The 18,772-nt window shown below is 60.3% G+C and carries 12 protein-coding genes and 1 pseudogene; 5 read left to right on the top strand and 8 right to left on the bottom strand.

The window, feature by feature from the left end; genetic code table 11:
* Positions 1 to 51 precede the first annotated feature (51 nt).
* The gene (locus tag AC5P5V_RS05565) at positions 52 to 441 is read right to left on the bottom strand and encodes an I78 family peptidase inhibitor (RefSeq protein WP_032954733.1); all 390 of its coding nucleotides are present in this window, start codon (positions 439 to 441) and stop codon (positions 52 to 54) included.
* Positions 442 to 552: 111 nt separating this feature from the next.
* On the opposite strand from AC5P5V_RS05565, the gene AC5P5V_RS05560 reads away from it, so the two are divergent.
* Positions 553 to 1,611, top strand: a complete 1,059-nt coding sequence (locus AC5P5V_RS05560) for a DNA topoisomerase IB (protein ID WP_180868573.1) — start codon at positions 553 to 555, stop codon at positions 1,609 to 1,611.
* On the opposite strand, the gene AC5P5V_RS05555 is transcribed toward AC5P5V_RS05560, so the two are convergent.
* On the bottom strand, positions 1,599 to 1,907 hold the full coding sequence (locus tag AC5P5V_RS05555) for a hypothetical protein (RefSeq protein ID WP_134967874.1): 309 nt from the start codon (positions 1,905 to 1,907) through the stop codon (positions 1,599 to 1,601). The genes AC5P5V_RS05560 and AC5P5V_RS05555 overlap by 13 nt on opposite strands.
* Positions 1,908 to 2,103: 196 nt before the next feature.
* Here AC5P5V_RS05555 and AC5P5V_RS05550 point away from each other — a divergent pair, with 196 nt between their 5' ends.
* Positions 2,104 to 3,210, top strand: coding sequence for an SDR family oxidoreductase (locus AC5P5V_RS05550; protein ID WP_134967875.1), 1,107 nt, complete (start codon positions 2,104 to 2,106; stop codon positions 3,208 to 3,210).
* A 33-nt stretch (positions 3,211 to 3,243) separates the two neighbouring features.
* Here AC5P5V_RS05550 and AC5P5V_RS05545 read toward each other — a convergent pair whose 3' ends face one another.
* Positions 3,244 to 4,311: a serine hydrolase domain-containing protein gene (locus AC5P5V_RS05545; protein WP_495215825.1), complete on the bottom strand. Its 1,068-nt coding sequence runs from the start codon at positions 4,309 to 4,311 to the stop codon at positions 3,244 to 3,246.
* Positions 4,312 to 5,189: 878 nt separating this feature from the next.
* On the opposite strand from AC5P5V_RS05545, the pseudogene AC5P5V_RS05540 reads away from it, so the two are divergent.
* Positions 5,190 to 5,396, top strand: a pseudogene (locus tag AC5P5V_RS05540) (RidA family protein); the annotation flags it as partial.
* A gap of 800 nt (positions 5,397 to 6,196) precedes the next feature.
* Here the strand turns inward: AC5P5V_RS05540 and AC5P5V_RS05535 are convergent.
* The 5 genes from AC5P5V_RS05535 to AC5P5V_RS05515 all read right to left on the bottom strand — a co-directional run bounded on the left by AC5P5V_RS05535 (position 6,197) and on the right by AC5P5V_RS05515 (position 12,817).
* On the bottom strand, positions 6,197 to 7,306 hold the full coding sequence (locus tag AC5P5V_RS05535; protein WP_134967877.1) for a TniQ family protein: 1,110 nt from the start codon (positions 7,304 to 7,306) through the stop codon (positions 6,197 to 6,199).
* On the bottom strand, positions 7,303 to 8,328 hold the full coding sequence (locus AC5P5V_RS05530) for an ATP-binding protein (protein WP_134967878.1): 1,026 nt from the start codon (positions 8,326 to 8,328) through the stop codon (positions 7,303 to 7,305). The genes AC5P5V_RS05535 and AC5P5V_RS05530 overlap by 4 nt, the downstream gene beginning before the upstream one ends.
* A gap of 71 nt (positions 8,329 to 8,399) precedes the next feature.
* On the bottom strand, positions 8,400 to 11,072 hold the full coding sequence (locus tag AC5P5V_RS05525) for a hypothetical protein (RefSeq protein ID WP_495215824.1): 2,673 nt from the start codon (positions 11,070 to 11,072) through the stop codon (positions 8,400 to 8,402).
* Positions 11,073 to 11,847: 775 nt separating this feature from the next.
* Complete coding sequence (locus AC5P5V_RS05520; RefSeq protein WP_231352426.1) at positions 11,848 to 12,258, bottom strand: helix-turn-helix transcriptional regulator; 411 nt, start codon at positions 12,256 to 12,258, stop codon at positions 11,848 to 11,850.
* Between the two features lie 88 nt (positions 12,259 to 12,346).
* A complete protein-coding gene (locus AC5P5V_RS05515; protein ID WP_134967880.1) occupies positions 12,347 to 12,817 on the bottom strand; it encodes an NIF family HAD-type phosphatase in 471 nt (156 codons plus the stop codon).
* A 284-nt stretch (positions 12,818 to 13,101) separates the two neighbouring features.
* On the opposite strand from AC5P5V_RS05515, the gene AC5P5V_RS05510 reads away from it, so the two are divergent.
* Both AC5P5V_RS05510 and AC5P5V_RS05505 read left to right on the top strand, forming a co-directional pair.
* Positions 13,102 to 13,494, top strand: coding sequence for an antitoxin Xre/MbcA/ParS toxin-binding domain-containing protein (locus AC5P5V_RS05510; protein ID WP_134967881.1), 393 nt, complete (start codon positions 13,102 to 13,104; stop codon positions 13,492 to 13,494).
* A 1,389-nt stretch (positions 13,495 to 14,883) separates the two neighbouring features.
* Complete coding sequence (locus tag AC5P5V_RS05505; RefSeq protein ID WP_134967882.1) at positions 14,884 to 18,711, top strand: hypothetical protein; 3,828 nt, start codon at positions 14,884 to 14,886, stop codon at positions 18,709 to 18,711.
* Positions 18,712 to 18,772: the final 61 nt, after the last annotated feature.

Genomic DNA, 18,772 nt, shown 5'->3' with positions numbered 1-18,772 from the left:
TGCAGGTGCAACAGAACGCGCCGGCAACCCCGTGCCGGCGCGCGGTCGAACTCAGCCGCAGCGCACGCCGCTGACCAGGCCCTTGTCGTCCACTTCGATGTTCAGGCGGTCGCCGAGGAACTCCATGGTGGCGACGTCATTGGGCTTCATGACGCGCAGCTGGTGGGCACCGGCATCTTCCTGCGCCTGCTTGCCCAGCGCGTCGGCGTAGGCCTGGCCGACCAGGCTCTGCACCTGGCTGGCATCGCAGGTGCCGACCGGCGGTGCCTCGGTGGCCTTGCCGGTTTCGTCGGCCGGCGCCTTGGCGGCTTCGGCCGCCTGCTGGGCATGGGCAGTGGCCGAATCCTGTTCATCCAGCGCCGGAGCCTGGCAGGCGGTCAGGGCCAGCACGGCAGGCAGCAGCAGGGCGGAGAGCGAACGGGCGCGAATCGGGAACGACATCATGACTCCGGAAGGGATTGTGAAAGCCCGAGCATAGCGGCGAACCGACCCTCACGTGTTTGTCTTCTGTTATCGACAGGTTCGCGGCATCGCGACGGCGACACTGCGGTCATGCCAACCTCCTCTACCCCCGAACGACAGGCCGCGCGCGCGGCCGGCCTGCGCTATGTCGATGACACCCAGCCAGGCATCAGCCGGCGCCGCGCCGGCAAGGGCTTCAGTTACCGCGATGCCGATGGCCACGCGGTTCGCGATGCCGCCACCCTGCAGCGCATCCGTGCGCTGGCGATTCCACCTGCGTATACCGCTGTGTGGATCTGTGCCCACGCCAATGGCCACCTGCAGGCCACCGGCCGCGACGCGCGTGGACGCAAGCAGTATCGCTACCATGCCGATTGGGCGAAGGAGCGCGATGCCGGCAAGTTCGACCGCATCATCGCCTTTGGCGAGGCGTTGCCCACGCTGCGGCGGCGGCTGTCGCGCGATCTGAAGCAGCCCGGCTTCCCGCGCGACAAGGTGCTTGCGGTGGTGGTGGCCCTGCTGGCCGACACCCTGGTGCGGGTGGGCAACGAAAGCTATGCACAGGAAAACAAATCCTACGGGCTGACAACGCTGCGCAACCGCCACCTGGACCTGCTGCGCGGCGGCCGCGTGCGAATGCGCTTCCGGGGCAAATCCGGGCAGTTGCACGAGGTGGTGGTGGGCGATCGGCGGCTGGGCACGCTGGTACGCGGCATCCAGCAGCTGCCCGGGCAGGCGCTGTTCCAGTACCGCGACGACGAAGGCGCGCTGCAGCCGGTGGATTCCGGCGCGGTGAACGACTACCTGCGCGAGGTGATGGGCGAGGACTTCACCGCGAAGGACTTCCGCACCTGGGGCGGCACGCTGGCGGCGGTACAGGCATTGGCCGCCACCGAACTGCCGGAACCGGCCAGCCAGCGCGCGCTGGCCAGGGCGCAGCGCGAAGTGGTCTGCCAAGTGGCGGCACGGCTGGGCAACACGCCGGCCGTGTGCCGCAAGGCCTACATCGACCCGTGCGTGTTTGCCGGCTGGGAGCGCGGTGAGCTGGTCTCGCTGGCCGGCCTGCGCGGCCCGCGGCAGTGGGAGCAGGCCACGCTGAAAGTGCTGCGCCGGGCGCGGCGGCTCAGTCGCAGTCGTCAGCCGCAGTAGATCGCAACGATGTTGTTGGTCCGGCCCTTCTCGATGGTCAGGCGGTCGCCGCCTTCGCTGGCCGGCGGCACCCGCGGACCGTCATGGCGCAGTACCCGTACGTGCAGGCTGTCGCTGTCCACGCGTGCGCGGGCCACGGTGGCGTCCGAGGCGGCCAGGCCCACCGCGCCGCGCACCCTTTCGCTGTGGCACTGGCCGGAAATCACGCCGTCGATCGGCTGCACCTGGGCCATCGGCGTGCTGCTGCAGGCGGCAAGGGCAAAGCAGGCGGCGGCGGTGGCGATGGCATGTTTCATGGAGGCACTCCTTGTTTGATTGCGTGCAGGGTGCGACGTCAGACGTGGTGGCGGAATGAATGCCGTGCACATCGTGGACACGGCGCGCTCACCGCCGCCAACAGCGTGGGTGGAGACACTGCAGAAGCGGCATGGGCCGCCCCCCGGTAGTGCCGGCCGCTGGCCGGCAGCCCCTTTCCCTCCCGAGGAGACCTGCATGGCCACCACCAGGAAGACCCCCGCCCGCCGTAAGGCATCGCCGAAAGTGCGTAAAGGCAGCACCCCGACCAAGGCGGTCGCCGACCCTGATCGCCCGCGCGTGGTGAAGACCGCAACCCGCAAGGCAGCCGCCAGTGATCCACGGGCGGCACGCGTCGCTGCACGGCAGCGGCGCCTGCAGGACCAGGAGAAGGCCAAGGACGCCCGCGCGGCCAAGAAGGCAACAAAGAAGACCGCGACCCAGGCCGGCGCACGCCGGCAGCCGGAGGCGATGCCGGCGCAGCAGCTGGCCAAGCCCGGGCACGAGCACGAACTGGAGCTGGCGCCCCGTTTCCTTGCGCCCGACTACGCGGGCAGCGGCAAGCTGCAGGGCATGCGTGCGATCGTCACCGGTGGCGACTCCGGCATTGGCCGTGCGGTGGCAGTGTTGTTCGCGCGCGAAGGTGCGGATGTGGCGGTACTGCACCTGGACGAGGCCGAAGACGCGGACATCACCCGCCAGCACGTGGAACGCGAAGGCGGCCGCTGCGTGGTGATCGCCGGCGATGTGCGCGATCCGCGTTTCTGCAACAAGGCCGTCAAGCAGGTGGCCAAGGCGTTCGGCGGCATCGACATCCTCGTCAACAACGCCGCGTTCCAGCTGCACTGCGAGCGGCTGGAAGACCTGGAAGACGCGCACCTGCAGGAAACCCTGCAGACCAACATCGGCGGTTACGTCCAGATGGCGCGTGCGGTACTGCCGCATCTGGGCGAAGGCGCCAGCATCATCAACACCGGCTCGGAAACGGGGATCTTCGGCAGCAAGGCGCTGATCGACTATTCCGCCACCAAGGGCGCGATCCATGCATTCACCAAGGCGCTGGCCAGCCAGCTGCTGCCGCGCGGCATCCGCGTGAACTGCGTGGCGCCGGGGCCGGTATGGACGCCGCTGAACCCCGCCGACAAGCAGGCCGAAGACGTGGCGGAGTTCGGGAAGGACAGCGACATGGGCCGGCCTGCACAGCCGGAAGAGCTGTCGCCCGCCTATGTGTTCCTGGCCTCGCCGGCCTGCGCCAGTTACATCAGCGGGGTGATCCTGCCGGTGATGGGTGGGCCACGGGGCTGAGCCGACGGTAGTGCCGGCCGCTGGCCGGCAGCCTCAGGGCACGGTCACCGCAGGCGCATAGAGATCGGCAATGCGCGGAATGAACTGCTGTGGATTGGCGCCGACCAGATTGGTCAGCACCACCACCGCGACGTCGCGGTCGGGATACACGACGAAGGCCGACCGCGCGCCGCCAATACCGGCCACCTGCAGGTCGGGGGATGCGCGCAGCACCGGCCATCCGCCGGCCCAGGGTCCGGCGCGGCCATCCGTCAGGCGCTCTGCGCACCACATCCGCCGCAGGGCCGTCTCCGGTAACAGCCGGCCTTCGGTCAGCGTGACCAGCCAGCGCGCAGTGTCGTCGGCGGTGGTGAGGATGCCGCCGCCAGCCCACAGCGAAGGCGGTATGTCGTAGAACCAATGCGACAGGCGGGACGGCGCGTCTACAGCGTCGGTGGCACGCGGGGCCAGGCTGTACATCGTCGCCGCATCCGGAATCAGGTCGTAGCTGTCGCCGAAGGTGGTGCGGGCCATGCGCGCGCTGCTGAACTGGCCGGTGGCGAGGAAACGTTCGTAGGGCATGCCGGATTGCTTCGCGATGATTCGTGCCAGCAGTACGTAGTTGGTCTGGTTGTAAGCGAAGCGCTGCCCGGGCACCGCTTCCAGCGGTCGAGCTGTCACCGCCGCCCATGCCTGTGCTTCGGAACCTCCGCCCAGCAGCCCGTTCGCATCAAGGATGTCCGGAAGGCCGGAGGTATGCGCCAGCAGCTGGTGTACGCGTACGTCTCTCCACGCTGGCGGAAGATCACCCAGATATCGCGAGGCCGGCGCGTCCAGATCCAGCTGCCCTTGCTGAGCCAGCTGCGCGGCAGCCACGCCGGTGAATGCCTTGGTGGCCGAATTGAGCGGGAAGCGGGTGTCGCGCGAGGCAAGCACACCGTTCTCCACGTTGGCCAGCCCGTAGGCTTCGGAGAGCACGATCTGCCCGTCCTTGACCACCGCAATCTGCAGCCCGGGGATGCGCTGCTCCAGCATGATCTGGCGGATCAGGCGGCGGGTCTGGTCGTTGGCCTGGTCCTGGCTGGCGGAGATGGCGGCGAAGGGCAGGGCACTGATGAGCATGAGCAGGACTCGGAGCATTGGGCGGGACATGCGCAATTCCAGCGGGGCGTTGAGGATCGGATGCAGCCGGCGCGTCAAAGGTTTAATGTGCAGTCCGCTAAAGATTGGCGCCGTTCTCCAGTAAAAATTGGCGCATCCGGTCGGCCACGCTGTTATCGATATATAAGTCATTGAAATTGCATAACTTTGGCGATATGTGGCGGCCACGGACGAGGGGAGCCAGTCCACAGGACATGGTTACGACCTATATTGGATATGCTCCTCGAGGCCACTCAGAAGAGCGCCGGAGGCCGGGTAAAGAGACTCCTGATCAGGGCTTGCCTGAAGAACCTGACTGCCGCGCAGAACACGGCTTTTCTGGAGTGGTTCACCGATGAGGCAGACGGGAGTGCTTGGTTAATCATCACTTGCAGGCCAAGCGCCTAGTGGCGGCAGCTGGCAGGCGAGCTGGCGTCTCCTCGGTGACGCGCTTGGGCCTAGATGGCTCTGCGGTGGGAAGGGCAATGCCAAGGCCGAGCTGTTTATCAAGATCGCAACGTCGGCCCCGTTGTAGCGTAGCCTTGCGCCTGGACCACGCTCATCAAGACCCGAGCATACGCGCAGTGAGCTGATGCTGCGGCACGTGCCATGGCATGTCTTCCGACAGCTGCGGCATCTAACCAGCTGCCTGCGGCGTTGGTAGAGGGAATCACTCCTGCCCGAATGAAACATGGCACGTGAGTTCATGAACCCGCCGAAGATTCACAACCCGGTCCCCTTCGGCTACAGCCGCGTTTTCGTGTTGCCCGCTACGTCGCATGAGCTGTTTTTCACCTCCGGACATTGGGCTTCTGAAACGGATGGGGTCGTGAAGGAGCCCCTTTCCCCAGCAAGTTCTACGGTCCTTTGAAAACCTCAAGTCCGCACTTGAATCCGCCGGACATGACTTCTCCGACGTATTTCAAATCAGGACCTATATCGCTGACATCGACGGTGAAAAGAGGGCCTGCCTGGCTAGGGCCGTGAAGGATGCGTGGGACGACAACCCTCCGACCCATACCCTGCTGGGAGTTTCGGGACTCGCCATGGGCTCAATTCGAAATTGAGTCTGCGCATGCAAAGCCGAAGGAATAATTCAGCCTCTGGAGCTTAGGACGGCTCCAGACTGCCGACGACACAATCTCTGATAGCCCTCGACTGCGCGCTGTCAGATCAGGCACAGGAGCGCTCAACGATATGAACGTAGTACAAGCTGCCCCGGCTGATCTTCAGTGAAGGCGTCAGCATGAGGCGGCATGATGGACCTGCAACAACTCCCCGATGACGCGACGAAGTTCGGCTAGGTTGGGGCGCTCGCTCAATCCACGCAGGCAAAGAAAGAGCGAGAGCGGATCTACGTGGCAGATCCCTTGTGCGATCGCCGCCGGCGGGATGCTCCAGAGCTCTACCTCATCGAGGTGATCTACGGTCAAGCTCGGTGGGGAGCTACAGTCGAAATAGCCATCAGCGTCCTCGGAGAAGATCGCCAACCGCCTCGTCGCTGGCGGTGTGGATCCGACGATGCAGGCAAGGGCTGTTGTTCCCGCGAGCCGCACATACTCAGGCAGGTTCGCTCGGTGCGCAGTTCTAACGATCTGACGGACTGGACTCCTCAAGAGCGGAAGCGCTACACACCAAGCAATTAGAGGCTCGTCCAGCTCCACCAAGTAGCCCTTGATACCCCAGTTGACCACTGCGATTCCGCAGCCAGAAATCTCATGGGCCACCGTACGCGCTCGACGATACTGTAGCCCCAGTTCAAATAGCCTTTGTGCCACGTTAATGCGATGTTCTCCGTTGAACATCGCACTGATTAAGACGCTCTGCGCCAGTGAACCCAAGGCTGGGAAGCTCACGTCCATCTCTCCTAATAGGACTCCAGGATTTGCGCAGCCTGCGCTCGGGTCTTCTCCAAGTATCGCTTGGAGAGCTCTGGGAATGACGCAGCGAAGTCGAGGCACCTCATGGAATACAACGACCCGATTTGGGCGAGAGTAGGTATAGCTTGACCAGCAGGAGTAGCGAGCCCTGCCTCCAGTGACCTCCGAATTGACTGAAGTAGAAGAGCTTCCACCTTAATTCGTACTCTTCCTGAAACAGACTGCTCGGCGAACATGAGCCTGCTTACGTGCTGTGCGGCTTGCTCAGGATCACGGAGCAGTGCGACAGCTGAAACTTGGTATCTACATGCTGTAGCAACAACATTTGAGAGCGTGGGTAAAGACCACGGTGCAATCCTCGGCATCATCCCGTGGCTGTGTGTAGCGTTCGCGTACTGCTGATCGTAGTCCTTCAATGCTCCATAGAATGTCTGGAGACACGCAGTGTCTATGCTCCTGAGTTCCCCAATGGAGATGGCTGCAACAATCTCCTGAAGCTCTGCTTCACCGAAGAACGGCTTGAACTCGGGACGCAGATCAGAGCTTGGTCCAATCAAAGTGGAGGCACACGTGCTGCACCTATCCAAACCGAACTTGCTATAGCCGCCGTCGCGGAGTCGAGAGTCCTGGAGCCTTCTACAAACCGGACATGCAGTGCGCAGCATCACTTTGTGTATCGGACACCTGAGTATGAATCGTGAGCACCAGATCAGACGATCGTAAGCAGGAAGCTCCTGCCTGAGGTCCTCCTGAATGCACTGCTCACACCACGCTCGTGCTGCCCTCAGAGAATTCTGGCGCAATGTTCCATCGCTGGTTGACAGTGGAAGAAGAGTAAGCCGAGTGAGATCACTGTTTCCACTGAGAAGCTCAGCAGAGGCAACACGCGCTCGCATGTCCAGTCGAGCTGGATGTTGGCCTATCTTGCTAGGCTCTCGCGCTGCCCCCTGGTGCTCGCGAATTCGCCTCATGAGCTTGTCTAGTTGAAAGCATGAAAGGCCATTAGCCGCTCCCAGGCGCGAGAAGAATGATGCGAATGACTCCACCTCCGCCGTGCCCAGGCCAATAGGTTCAATCTTCAGGAGGAATGTGCTCATCGCGCCGCCGGAAATCTGTTGGGCCTGCTCTGAAATGGCTTCAGCTTCTTCGTTCTTGGAATGCCTGGCTTTTGTGATGAAGAGGGTGCGCCCGCTTCGGCAGCAGTCACCAAGAAGATCTCACCGTGCTCAGTGGCACCCCACTCAACCTGCGCGAGTTGCGCCTTCCCTTGCTCGATGTCGTTGCGCTGTGCCTCCCACTGCAGCCGGATGGGCCGCCTTTCAACGAACATCCTTTCATCGAGTGGAAGCCCATGTGCTGCTGACCAGGCCAGGCTGTCTTTCAGCCTGCGCTCAAGCACACCGACGCATCCGTGCGATTCCGTCAACAGCTGCAGAGCGGAGTCATTGAGAAATCTGCCCAGACCATTCAGCTTCTCGCTCTTGGACATGGTCTTCAGGATTCGCCTCCATTCAAGCAGCCCGGTCTCTGGCTCGTAGGGAGCCAGGTGCAGGACGATAGTACGGACGGCAACATGCGAGCGCAGGGCAAGCGCTGGCTCAAGGAGGTCGTAACCCCCGCAGACAACCAAGTTCCGATTCGACCCGGCCAGGGATTTGAGTGACTCCAGCAGAGTCGCGGCAAACAACTTGTCCTTAGAGCGCGTTATAAGTTGTCCTTCGTCAACGATGACATAGCGGACGGCTCGTCTGAAGACCAGCTCAGACAAATGGGTATGCAGCAAATCCTCGCTGCTGGGCTTCATACTCGGATAAAAACCCGTCTTCTCCTGGCGCTCGGGGTCATACAGAACGTGACCACCGTCTGCCAGCAGGGCCAACGCCACCTGCTTTGGTGTCATCCGGGAGTCGCGGGAAGGATTAGCTTTTGCGCCGATGATCGGCAAGTGGCCTGGTTCGACGGCGGCAAACAAGTTCTCCCTAAGATGCCTGGTCAGTAGTGCCAGGAGCTGGGATTTTCCGCTGTTGGACGGCCCAACTATAAGAATGATGTCCCCCCCATTACTCACAGCTGTGAACCTCTGGAGGTAGCGCCAGAGAAACGCAAATTTCTCATGCATGATTGCCGACTCAGAGAACGAGGGCGTAAGGCTCTCAAGCTCCGACACGAATCTGGTCTTTGGGCACTCGATCACATCGCATCACCGTCGTGAACATCGATCACGTCCAGCCCATCCCAATCGTCGATGGGATGAGCCTTCCAAGGTGAGCGCCGCTTGCCGTCGGACGCAGGGTTCAACTGACTCTCGGCGCAGCTATGGGGTGAGGAGTTGGACCGAAGCTGCTCGGAGTCGCTATCTTGCTCAGGCTGGTAACTGTCGCTAACCGCTACACCAAGCCCGGAAGGCAGCGCGGCATCCGAACGGCTGCAGCCAGTGTCCGCAGCCCTTGCGCGGCGGGCCGACTCTATGGCCTCATGAAGCGGAAGAAGGCCGCCTGAATCCGACTTTGCAGTGAAGTCATGTGCGGCCTCCAGCAGAATTGACTCGAGGCTTCTCCCCCCAGAGAGCAGCCGCTCCCGGCAAATTGCCGTATGCCATCGATCATCCAGCCAGAAGTACATGACCGAGCCGCCAGATTCAGGATCAAGACGAGGATCCAGCTTCGAAACTCTGATGGAACGTCCTGCCAGCACCGGTGAGTAGTACCGACGGTCTTGCCAGCGTATCGCGCCGCGAGCCTCGGTCATCCCGCTGATTTGGCCGATGAACGGCGAAGTGCTGACGTAGAATTTGAAGTCCAATGCGCAGGGAACTCCCTGCGGTCCGTAGAGATCCTCAGACTGCTGACGCAGTTCGATCAGATTGATGCCATTCTCGTATGCGGAGCCATCATTGAACTTGTCCACGGCAATGTTGATATCCGCCAGGAGATCACGGAGCTTTCGTTTAGGAAGATTCTCCGGCTGATGGGAGGACGAGACGCCCCGACGGCTCTTGACCGACGGTACGTAACCAATGCCACCCTTGATCGCGGTCTCCTGCATGGTCCAGTGGTAACGCTCAATCTCACTGCCAGACTTTGCGCTCGCTGAGGGCCGGCGCATGACGGACACCCCCAGCTCCGCCATGGATACGGCGAACTGCTTGCTGCGGTAGTCGGAGCCCAAGTCGGAGTAGATGTAGCGGGGGAGATAGCCGTGCCGTCGAACGCACTGACGAATGAGTAGTGCCAATGTAGTTGTGCTTGCAGGCGCGAATCGAATCACTGCGGCGAGCACCTCCTTGTGCAAATGGCAGACCAAGCTACTGAGCTGGGGCAGCTTGTCGCTTTCTTGGCAGAACACTGGAAGGGCGCAGTGATCACTGTGCGCAACCTGAAACGGCAATGTGCAGATCGCCTTCTGATCATTTGGATCGCCATAGGGAGAGTCTGAACTCGCCTTACGCTTTCCTCCGACGCCATAGGCATCCTTGGTGTTATGCCGTCGACGATTCCAAAGAAGGTAGTACATGCTTAGACTGATGAGCTGGAGGCTGCGCCCTTGTTTGACGGCATCAGCTAGGTCAAGCTTGTATCGTGCGTACGATTGCTGAACGGAATCGTGATTGGTACTTGCTCGGTCTATCCTGATTCTATCAATCGCGAAATTCTCATCCGCATCCGTGTATTTGCGCTTTCTCCCGCACTTATCCCAGTTCGGATACAGTCCCGCCAGACCGCGTTCGCGGTATGCCTTCTTGATTCGCTCTATAGTGCGCCTTTTAAATGTGTTGATCTCTGAGAACTCAGAGGTGTCGGCTCCTGTCGCGATCGCAAGGCGTAGACCAACCAGTGGGAGATGCTTTGGATGACAGGTCAGCCAAGCTACATCGCTCCCTCGAGACGCTTCAGCGGACATCGCCTGTATCGCCAACCCCGCGTGGCGGGCATCGGCCTCGTTGCTACAGATCACTGTGTTCTCGGCATCCCAGAGGCTGCAGCGTTGGAGATCCACGTACACTTCGCTGTCCAATATGGCTCGAAGGACGTCCGTCCCGGTGTCAAGCTGAAGTCGGTCAACCAGTGCCGCCAAGCTTGTAGGTTGATGCTTCTCAACAGCTCTTCTTATGCGGGCATTTGTATCGGCATTTGGCCGCAAATCGGCAACAGCCTGGCTTGCGAGTATTCTCAGGTTCTCCGAGTAGATCCAAGATATGGTCTCAGAGGGCACGACGCGGTGAACAATTCCCAGGGCACGGTAGTGCTTCTCTGCTGGAAGGTAGGTGAATCGCCCGCCTTCGTATGCCCATAGATGCGGGTTGTCCTGCAGTAGGTTCCGCAGAACGCCCAATGGCTTCACCTCATATGCAACAACATTGTCCCGATGGATTGCAAGATAGTCGGGCGTGTGTTGATAGCTGCGCGTCCGGCCCCCCGATGTAGGCCATGGAGCAAGAATTGTGGTGGGCTGATCGATCAGAAAGAGCGTGGACGGATTAGCGGCCAAGCAAATTGCAAAGTCGTGCTCCGAACTCGACTCAAACTGGATCGACGCAGCGGTGGGAACGGCGCGAAACCCGCCCTGCACGTAGCTCCGAATTTCGCCGACCCTGCTCCTTTGGTGAGGGCCACCAACCTTTCGACTCGGAGGGGCCTTCAGGGCCTGGATGACATATTCCACACCGCCTTTCGGCAGACCAATTGAGCGCAGATGTGTGATGGTTTCCTGTTCGCTTTGGAAATTAGCTAGGTCAGCCGCGGTCCGTGGGCGACAACCAACCTGCCAAGACGCTTCCGCGCAGGGTAAAAGATCGCCGGCCTGGATGAACGGTGCCGAGGCATCCCCGCTCATCGACTCCAGCAGCTGTTCGAACTTCGGCAATCTGGCCATAATTTTGGCAAAAAGCCAGGCCTCCCCGCCTTGACGGGGCCCCACGAGGTGGTATCGTAGGGTCGTCTGGCGTAGAAATCAGACGTACCCTAGCGGTTCCCGAGACCCGTGCTCCGCAAGCACGGGTCTCGTTCTATGGGTCGGCCACTTAGTGCGCGTGCTCCTTATCTTTAATTTTTGTGTTCAGATCCTTGGGCCGTTTGTACTGCTCAAACAGCCATTCGGCCAAGTCACCCGAGCGAATGACCCGTGCTCGCCTACCAGGCAAGAGCAATGCCGGGATCCCCAGCTTGTCACTAGCGGCTGCGCGCCTCGCTGCGGCGTAGGTCCTAAACCCCATCACTTGCCATGCCTCCGTGACCGGAACGAACAGGCCATGTTCATTCGTAATCCGCTCAGTGAGCTCTGCCGTTGAACGGGACTGAAGTACATGGTGCTGGATGGCTCGGGGGCTCATCTTCAAGACGCTAAACCATTTCCTGCGGGACGCAAATACCTGATGCGGGAAAGCAGCGGGGGAGAATCGGGCTGGAGAGCGACATACTTTTTTGAAGCCTTGTCGTAGAAGTACTTCGCAGTCATGCGCTGTTAGGACTCAAGTGTTGCCGAAGTAGCGCACAAGAGACGAAGTGGAATCAATCGTCGTGGAAATGCGCAAACGGAAGGAGGCGATGCAACGCGGCTGCCTGGCAGTAATGGATCTAATCGACGGTGGAGAAGCAGTAGTTGCGCCTGCATTCTTTATAATCTATGACGAATTTTCCCATCAATCCGCATGCGGATCGTCGTCTGTTCGGCGCTCGAAGTGGCCGCTGACAGTGTCTCTAGCTTGCGAACGAGCACGCTTTCTGGGCGTTTTGAGGGTCAACATCGCCATCGGGCTCACCGAAGGCACAGGAACGAGTTGGATCAATTCATCTTGAAGCCCGAGGGCCTTAAGAACTGCAGCCAGCGTAAGTAGCGTCGAGCCGCGTCCTGCCTCAAGCTCAATCAATGCGCGTCGAGAGACTCCTGCCTTGTCCGCTAGTGTGGCCTGCGAAATGTTGGCGGCAAGCCTGCGATCTCGTATTCGAGAGCCCAGTAGTTCTACGAGTTCTGATGGAGAGTGGAAGGTCATATGTACCTTGTGTGCAGAAATGTGCTCACTAACAGGAGTTTTGGCGCGTTGAGTGCGCATATCTGCACATCAGTAGTAGACAAGCTAGGACAGAGGCGCCGCGCAGGAGGTTCCTGCGCTCGCTCCAAGACGACCGGGGACCTGGTGGCTACATCGGGTCCGTCGCGGCCGGCGATCTGCCATCGCGGTCTAGAGCGGCCACACGCTCGGTCAGCCTCTGGTATGCGAGCTTCAAACCGTCGTCTTCAGGAGGGTAAGGCGAGCCAAATAGCGAAACCTCAACCCAAAGATGTTCTTGACCAGACCTCACGTACGGTCCGTGGTCATCTAGCAGCAAAGCCTCCCCAATCCGCGGCGAGACGAAAGCCAGATCCTTTGTTCCACCAGACCAGCGGACGTAGGGAAGCTCCGTGAACCAGCTTGGGACACTGCCTTCGCGGACCAGAAGTTCAGCAATGTTGCGCACTCGGTCCTCCGGAACCGTCGTGAAGAACACCAGTTGATTGAACTGCGATTGCACGCGTGTGAGGAACTCGTGCAGGCCCGGTCTGGGGATCTGACTGATTGCGTTGGAGATCAGTGTTCCCTCCAGATCCAGCGCTAAGATGATTGGCTTCATACGGGGCGTCATTTCTGCAGTCGCTACAAGCCGCTACCTTGCGCCGTGGCCGGGCATCTGTCCATCGCGTGAGCCTGCTGGTACGCCGCTGGCGGGATCACCTGGTAGAGCCCGCAACGGAGTTAGCTCCGACAGCGCGGTGAGCGTGCTCTGTCCGTGGGCAAGTGGTACGTGGGGCTGGGTGCTGGGTGCTGGATCAGCTCATTCAGTCATGCTCAAAGCTCGGAGGCACGCACACTCAACTTCAGAGTAGGATTGCCAAGGCGTTCCCAAGTTCCCACACCATGAGCTCGCAATTCTCCGAGAACAATCCGCGTCTTGCGGGACCGGCTCTGAAGGCGTTTTCAGAAATCGCGCAGGCCTGGTCACTTACCACCTCGGAGCAGCTATCCATTCTTGGACTGGCTGCCGGGGGAGGCGATGTCTGCTTGGACGCTGTTGCCATGGGTGAGCGGTCAACTCAAGCGATTCAGAGAATCAGCTACGTGATTGGCATCTATCGCGCGCTACACACCATCTTTCCCAATCGGCTGCAGGCAAACGCATGGGTGCGTCAAGTAAACTCTGGCGCCCTCTTCAAGGGAGAAACCGCCTTAGCTGTCATGTGTAGCGGAGGAACCGATGGGCTCTCTTCGGTACGACAGTATCTAGAGGCTGGAGGAATGATCGACGTCTAGCGGAAGAGATAGCTGCGGTCACGCGCTGACACGGAATTGAGAGGGCAACTAGCGCTTCAGCATTGACTGAGGCGGCAGCCCGCTGGGGCGAGTTGGCGGCTTCCACATCCAAGAGGAAGTGTGACTGCAGTCGGGCGTACCTGCTAAGGGACACTTATCGCTTTGCTCGGGAGCAAAGGAAGTCGTCAAGATTGGCCTGCGCATGGTGGTACATGCCGGAACTTGGATAGATGAGATGCTGAGGGTGCTCGATCAGCGTCGTGAGGACGAAGGTTGACAGCGTATTGATCGTGAAGATATGCGACAGGCCATTCGAAGGTGTTCCAGATTGCAGAAAACTCAGCCGGAGACTGCTATGAGTACTGATGAATTGCCCAAGCGGATCTTCTACTTCACCAAGCAGCAAGATTCGTTTAAAGCCGCAGTGGAGAAGCTAGCTGCGTAAGATCGGTCATTCCTGGCTCTAAGCCGTTACTTGGCGCATCACTCTCACGGTGATGCCAACACTTTGACCGACTTCGGTGAGTAGATGTCGGTTACTGCCTGATCAAGTTCAAGGCGGTGTTTGATGAACTTGGATTCGCCGAACATCATCGTGTTATGGCAGGGCTTCCGGAGCAGGCAGCGCAGTGACCGGCGCGAACTTAGGATGGTGTCCAGAGCGTCTGGAGTACTGAGGAACGTCGCGAGGTATCCATCCCCTGTGTGTTCCCAGTGCCAGCAAATAGCCGATGAACTCGTTGTACTGATCATCGAGGCAGGGTAGCTTCGGCCTTACGCCTCGCCGTTGCACGGCGTCATTCCTTCAGTAGCTGTCGCGTAGCACGCTATAGGTGGGTCTCAAACGCGGATTGAGTGAGCGGTTACACAATTCCTGGCGCTGCTACGATCGGCGGGCGCGCGCTTCGTCTCAACGCGGGCCCGTGGCATCATTTTCGGGAATCGACGGGGATCCGGAGCGCGTTGTCTCGGTAGCAATTGCTAGTGTCAACTTCCGGCCAATAACCGACGTAGAGCGTGCCTCTATTACGAAGCGGCGTAGGAAGAGTCTCGTCTGCATCGGGCACGGCTCGGGCTCTTCTATGCTAGGAGACCCTGCCCGTCCTAACAGCCGGCATGCCCGACCAGCTTTGGTGCTGAACCGCTTGCTGATGGCGGTTGGACATTGTTACGGTCGCAATAGTTGCGATAGACAAGCGGTAGGCTATCTGAAAGACAGCTGCACTACCCGGACCAGGCCCCGGCTTGACCAAAAGGTGCGGGACCTAGAGTTGTTCAAGTTAGCAACCTACTCGAAACTTAGAAGCTTCGTCAGTCAAGCCCCTACAACCCGGGTCACACCCTCGGCATTATGGGCGAGAGGGCCCGCACCGAAAATTCGAGAGACTGATGGACTTCCTGGAATTAGCCGCTGCCGACATCACCACCCTGGACGACGGCCAGCTGCGAGAGCTGGTCGCTCGACTAGCGGAAGCGGAGCTTCGCGAGCAGGGAATTCCCCGGTCGAGCGTGCAAGCCGGCGGGGCGCAGGAAGCAGCTGACGGCGGACTGGACGTTAGCGTGGCGACAGCACTTCCTCTCGTGCGGCCAGCCTTCATCCCCCGTGCGCATACCGGGTTTCAGGTGAAGAAGCACAGCATGAGCCGCGGGAGCTGCGAACGGGAGATGCTCGAGGCGGGTGTGCTTAAGGACTCGATCAAGGCACTTGCGGATGAGAAGGGCGCTTACATCATCGTCAGCGGCAAGGACAGCTGCTCGGCGACCATGTACAAGGGGCGCCTCGCCGGCATGGAGCAGGCACTGAAGACATATGGTGCGGGCGAGGAGCTTCACTTGGACTTCTATGGAGCCGACCGGCTTGCGTTGTGGCTGAAGAGCCATCCCGGTGTTGCGCTCTGGGCGCGGGAAAAGCTTGGCAAGCCGCTAGCGGGCTGGCGCCCTTATGGTCGCTGGGCCTCGACACCGAAGGCCGATAAGGACGAGTTTCTGTCCGACGCGCATCGCTGCGTGAGCGATGGCAGCTCAAGCGAAAAGAACTTGATGACAATCATGGAGGGCATAGAACTGGCGCGGACGCGGCTGCGGTCAGGCTCTCGCGCCGTGCGAATTACAGGGCTGTCGGGCGTGGGGAAGACACGTTTTGCACAGGCCCTGTTCGAAGAGGATGTTGGGGATGACGCACTGCCTGCAACTGACGTCCTCTACGCCGATCTAGGTGAGGACCTGACACCTTCCGCATCAGCCGTGGTCACCTACCTGATCGCTAACCAGCTGGCGAGCTATGTCGTCCTCGACAACTGCCCACCACAGACGCACCGGTCTCTGCAGAAGCAGCTCAGTGCCAGCTCCTCTCCACTGCGCCTGCTTACCATCGAGTACGACATCTCTGACGATCGACCGGAGGAGACCGATGTCATTCATATCGAGCCAAGTAGCGAGGAGACAGTCACCAAGCTTCTTCTTCGGCGATACCACAAGCTCGACCGTTTCAATGCAGCGCGTATTGCCGAATTCGCCGGCGGCAACGCCAGACTGGCGCTGGCGCTTGCTGACCGGGTGGAACCGGACGAATCGCTTACAAGCTTTAATGACGAGCAGCTCTTCCTGCGGCTTTTCCAGCAGCGCAAGGGCGAGTCAGCGGATCTACTACGGGCAGCAACGGCTCTATCATTGGTTTACTCGTTCAACGTCTCACGCGAAGAGTACGGGGATGAACTCGGGGTCCTGTCGTCGATATCTGAGGTATCTCGCGCCGACCTACAGCGCGCCCAAGCTGAGCTTGTGCGCAGGCAGCTCGCCCAGAGACGAGGAAGCTGGCGCGCAGTGCTGCCGCATGCACTCGCAAACCGGCTCGCGCGCCGCGCATTGGATGACTGCGAACCTGATGACATCAACCGCGAGTTACTGCGTCCCGGAAACATCCGGCTGCTCCAGTCCTGTGCTCACCGCCTCGGATATCTTCATGACAACGAACGTGCTCGCGAGTTGGCCCTCACTTGGGTCGAGTCGAGTGCACCATTGGCCAATCTCGCGACACTCGGCGAGGACCACCTCGTGGTTCTCAACTATGTGGCTCCGATTTTCCCGGATGTCCTTCTTGACGCGATCGAGCAATCGGCCCATATTCCGGGGTTCGCGGACCGCGCCAATCCTAACGTTCAGCGTTTCGTCCGGCTCCTCGTCGATCTGGCTTATGACGACGAGGCTTTCGACCGCTCAGCGACTGTCCTGCTCTCTATAGCTCGGACTGAGCGTGGTGGAGAGAACAATGACAGCGTCGTGGGTCGGTTGCGCCAACTCCATCAGCTGCATCTATCCGGAACCATGGCTGGCCCGGCGCGGCGTCAGGCGCTTGTGCGGAGCCTGCTTGCGAGTGGTGAGCTTCGTGACCGCGAGATCGCTGGCGAGCTGCTCCGCGCAGCCTTTGAGGCTCGGTCGTGGACGTCATTCGGAGGATTTCAGTTCGGCGCACGCAACCGCGGACCAGGTTGGATGCCCAAATCCGGGCAGGAGCGACGCGACTGGTATGACGGATTCCTTTCGCTGCTCGATCCGATACTTGAATCAAACGATGACTCGCGCGAGTGGGCGAAGTCTCTGATCGCAGCGAACTTTCGACAGCTCTGGACCTGTGCTGGCTGTTTCGACGCTTTGGAAGCGCTATTATCAACGTATGCCACAGGCGGGCTGTGGCCTGCAGTTTGGTTTGCCATCGGCCAGACTCTCGAGTACGACGGCGCGAGTCTTCATCCGGCGGTGCTTCGGCGCCTGGAGGGGCTGCGGTCTCTGGCAGCGCCCTCCGATCTCGAGTCTGAGATCAACGCCTACGCATTCGTAGACGAATGGGCGCATCCGCACCGTAGAGGCGCCGACTATCAGGCAGAAAGGGTCGAACTGCGGGACCGCGTCTTCGCTTTAGGGCGGGCGCTCGCATCCAACCCGGGCCTGTTTGAGCGGCTAGCGTCGCAGGTTTGGGCGACTTACGCGAGACCGGTGGCTTGGCTAGGTCATGGCTACGCCGAAGCCCACGGCGATCTAGAAGCCCTAGTTGAGAAGTTGATCCGGTCGTTCAAGGCACATGCCCCAGACCGCGCTAGCATCCAGTTCATCGAAGGCTGTTTGTCGGCGATCGCGGAGCGGGATTCGGCCCTGCTGCCCCGTCTCCAGGAGAAGTTGCTGACGGAAGATAAGCTCAGGCCTTACAGCGTTTGGCTACTTCTATCCACGCGGATTACGCCGTGGGTGAGTGCGCGGCTGCTCGACGTTGCCCGACGTGGCAGCGTGCCCGCAACTTATTTTGAGGCGGTTGGCAATGGCGGACGTCATGAATCGATGTCTGACGTGGAGCTTTCAGCGCTTACGAATGCGGTCTGCCAACTACCGGGGGGATACCACTCGTCGTTTGACATGCTCATCATGCGGTTACACGCGAGGGCCGACCGGAAATATGTCCCGGGGCCTGAGATCTTCTCTGCCATTCGATTCGCACTGGGTCACCTGTTGCGTGATCGGTCCGACGACGCGAACCGGCCTGCCCACCACGGTATAGGCAGGCTGATCGTAGAAGCGCTTGCTCCTGGGGCGCCCGAAGACGAGGTGGCCCGGCTTGTCGGTGAACTCTGTGACGGGGTCAAGAAATATCGGCTCTCGCGGGAAAACTACTCCGAGGTGCTGTCGTCATTCATCGAGGCGCGTCCGGAGATGCTGCTAGATGCATTACTCAAGATAGAACGTGATGATCCCGAGTCCGACGCGGTGGACTGGCTGTTCCGGCAGCGATCCGGTGAGTCCTCGCCGTCGCTGAATCTCGCACGCATCGATCAGCTCCTGACGTGGTGCGGGGATGATGCTCGACGGCAGGAGTTGGTTGCGCGCAACATCCGCGTCTACGAGGCAAAGGACGGATCGGGGGTGGTCGACGATTCGACATCCTCGGTTCGACTAAGTGAACACTTCAAGCGGCTTCTCGACAGTGCGTCTGACAAATCGAGCCTGATCGAGTTCGCTTTCGGCCAAGCCGTGCCGAACAGTTGGATGAACTCACGCGTTCCGATTATCGAGGCCCGTCAGCAGGCGCTTTGCGAGCTGATTACGCATGAATCGCCTGAGGTCAGGACCCTGGTGGTGGAGAAGGTCGCGGACCTCGACCTTCTAATCGAGCGGGAGCGCAGGTGGGATGAGTCCGAGCATCACGCGATGGAGCAGCGCTTCGAATAGTAGTCGGCGACTCGCGTGCATAAATGGGAATTCAATCGGACGGTGTGGGGCCCGCTCGGCA

It is taken from the genome of Stenotrophomonas sp. YJH_SMC_130, assembly GCF_059369035.1.
This window is presented reverse-complemented; position numbering and strand designations above follow the sequence as displayed.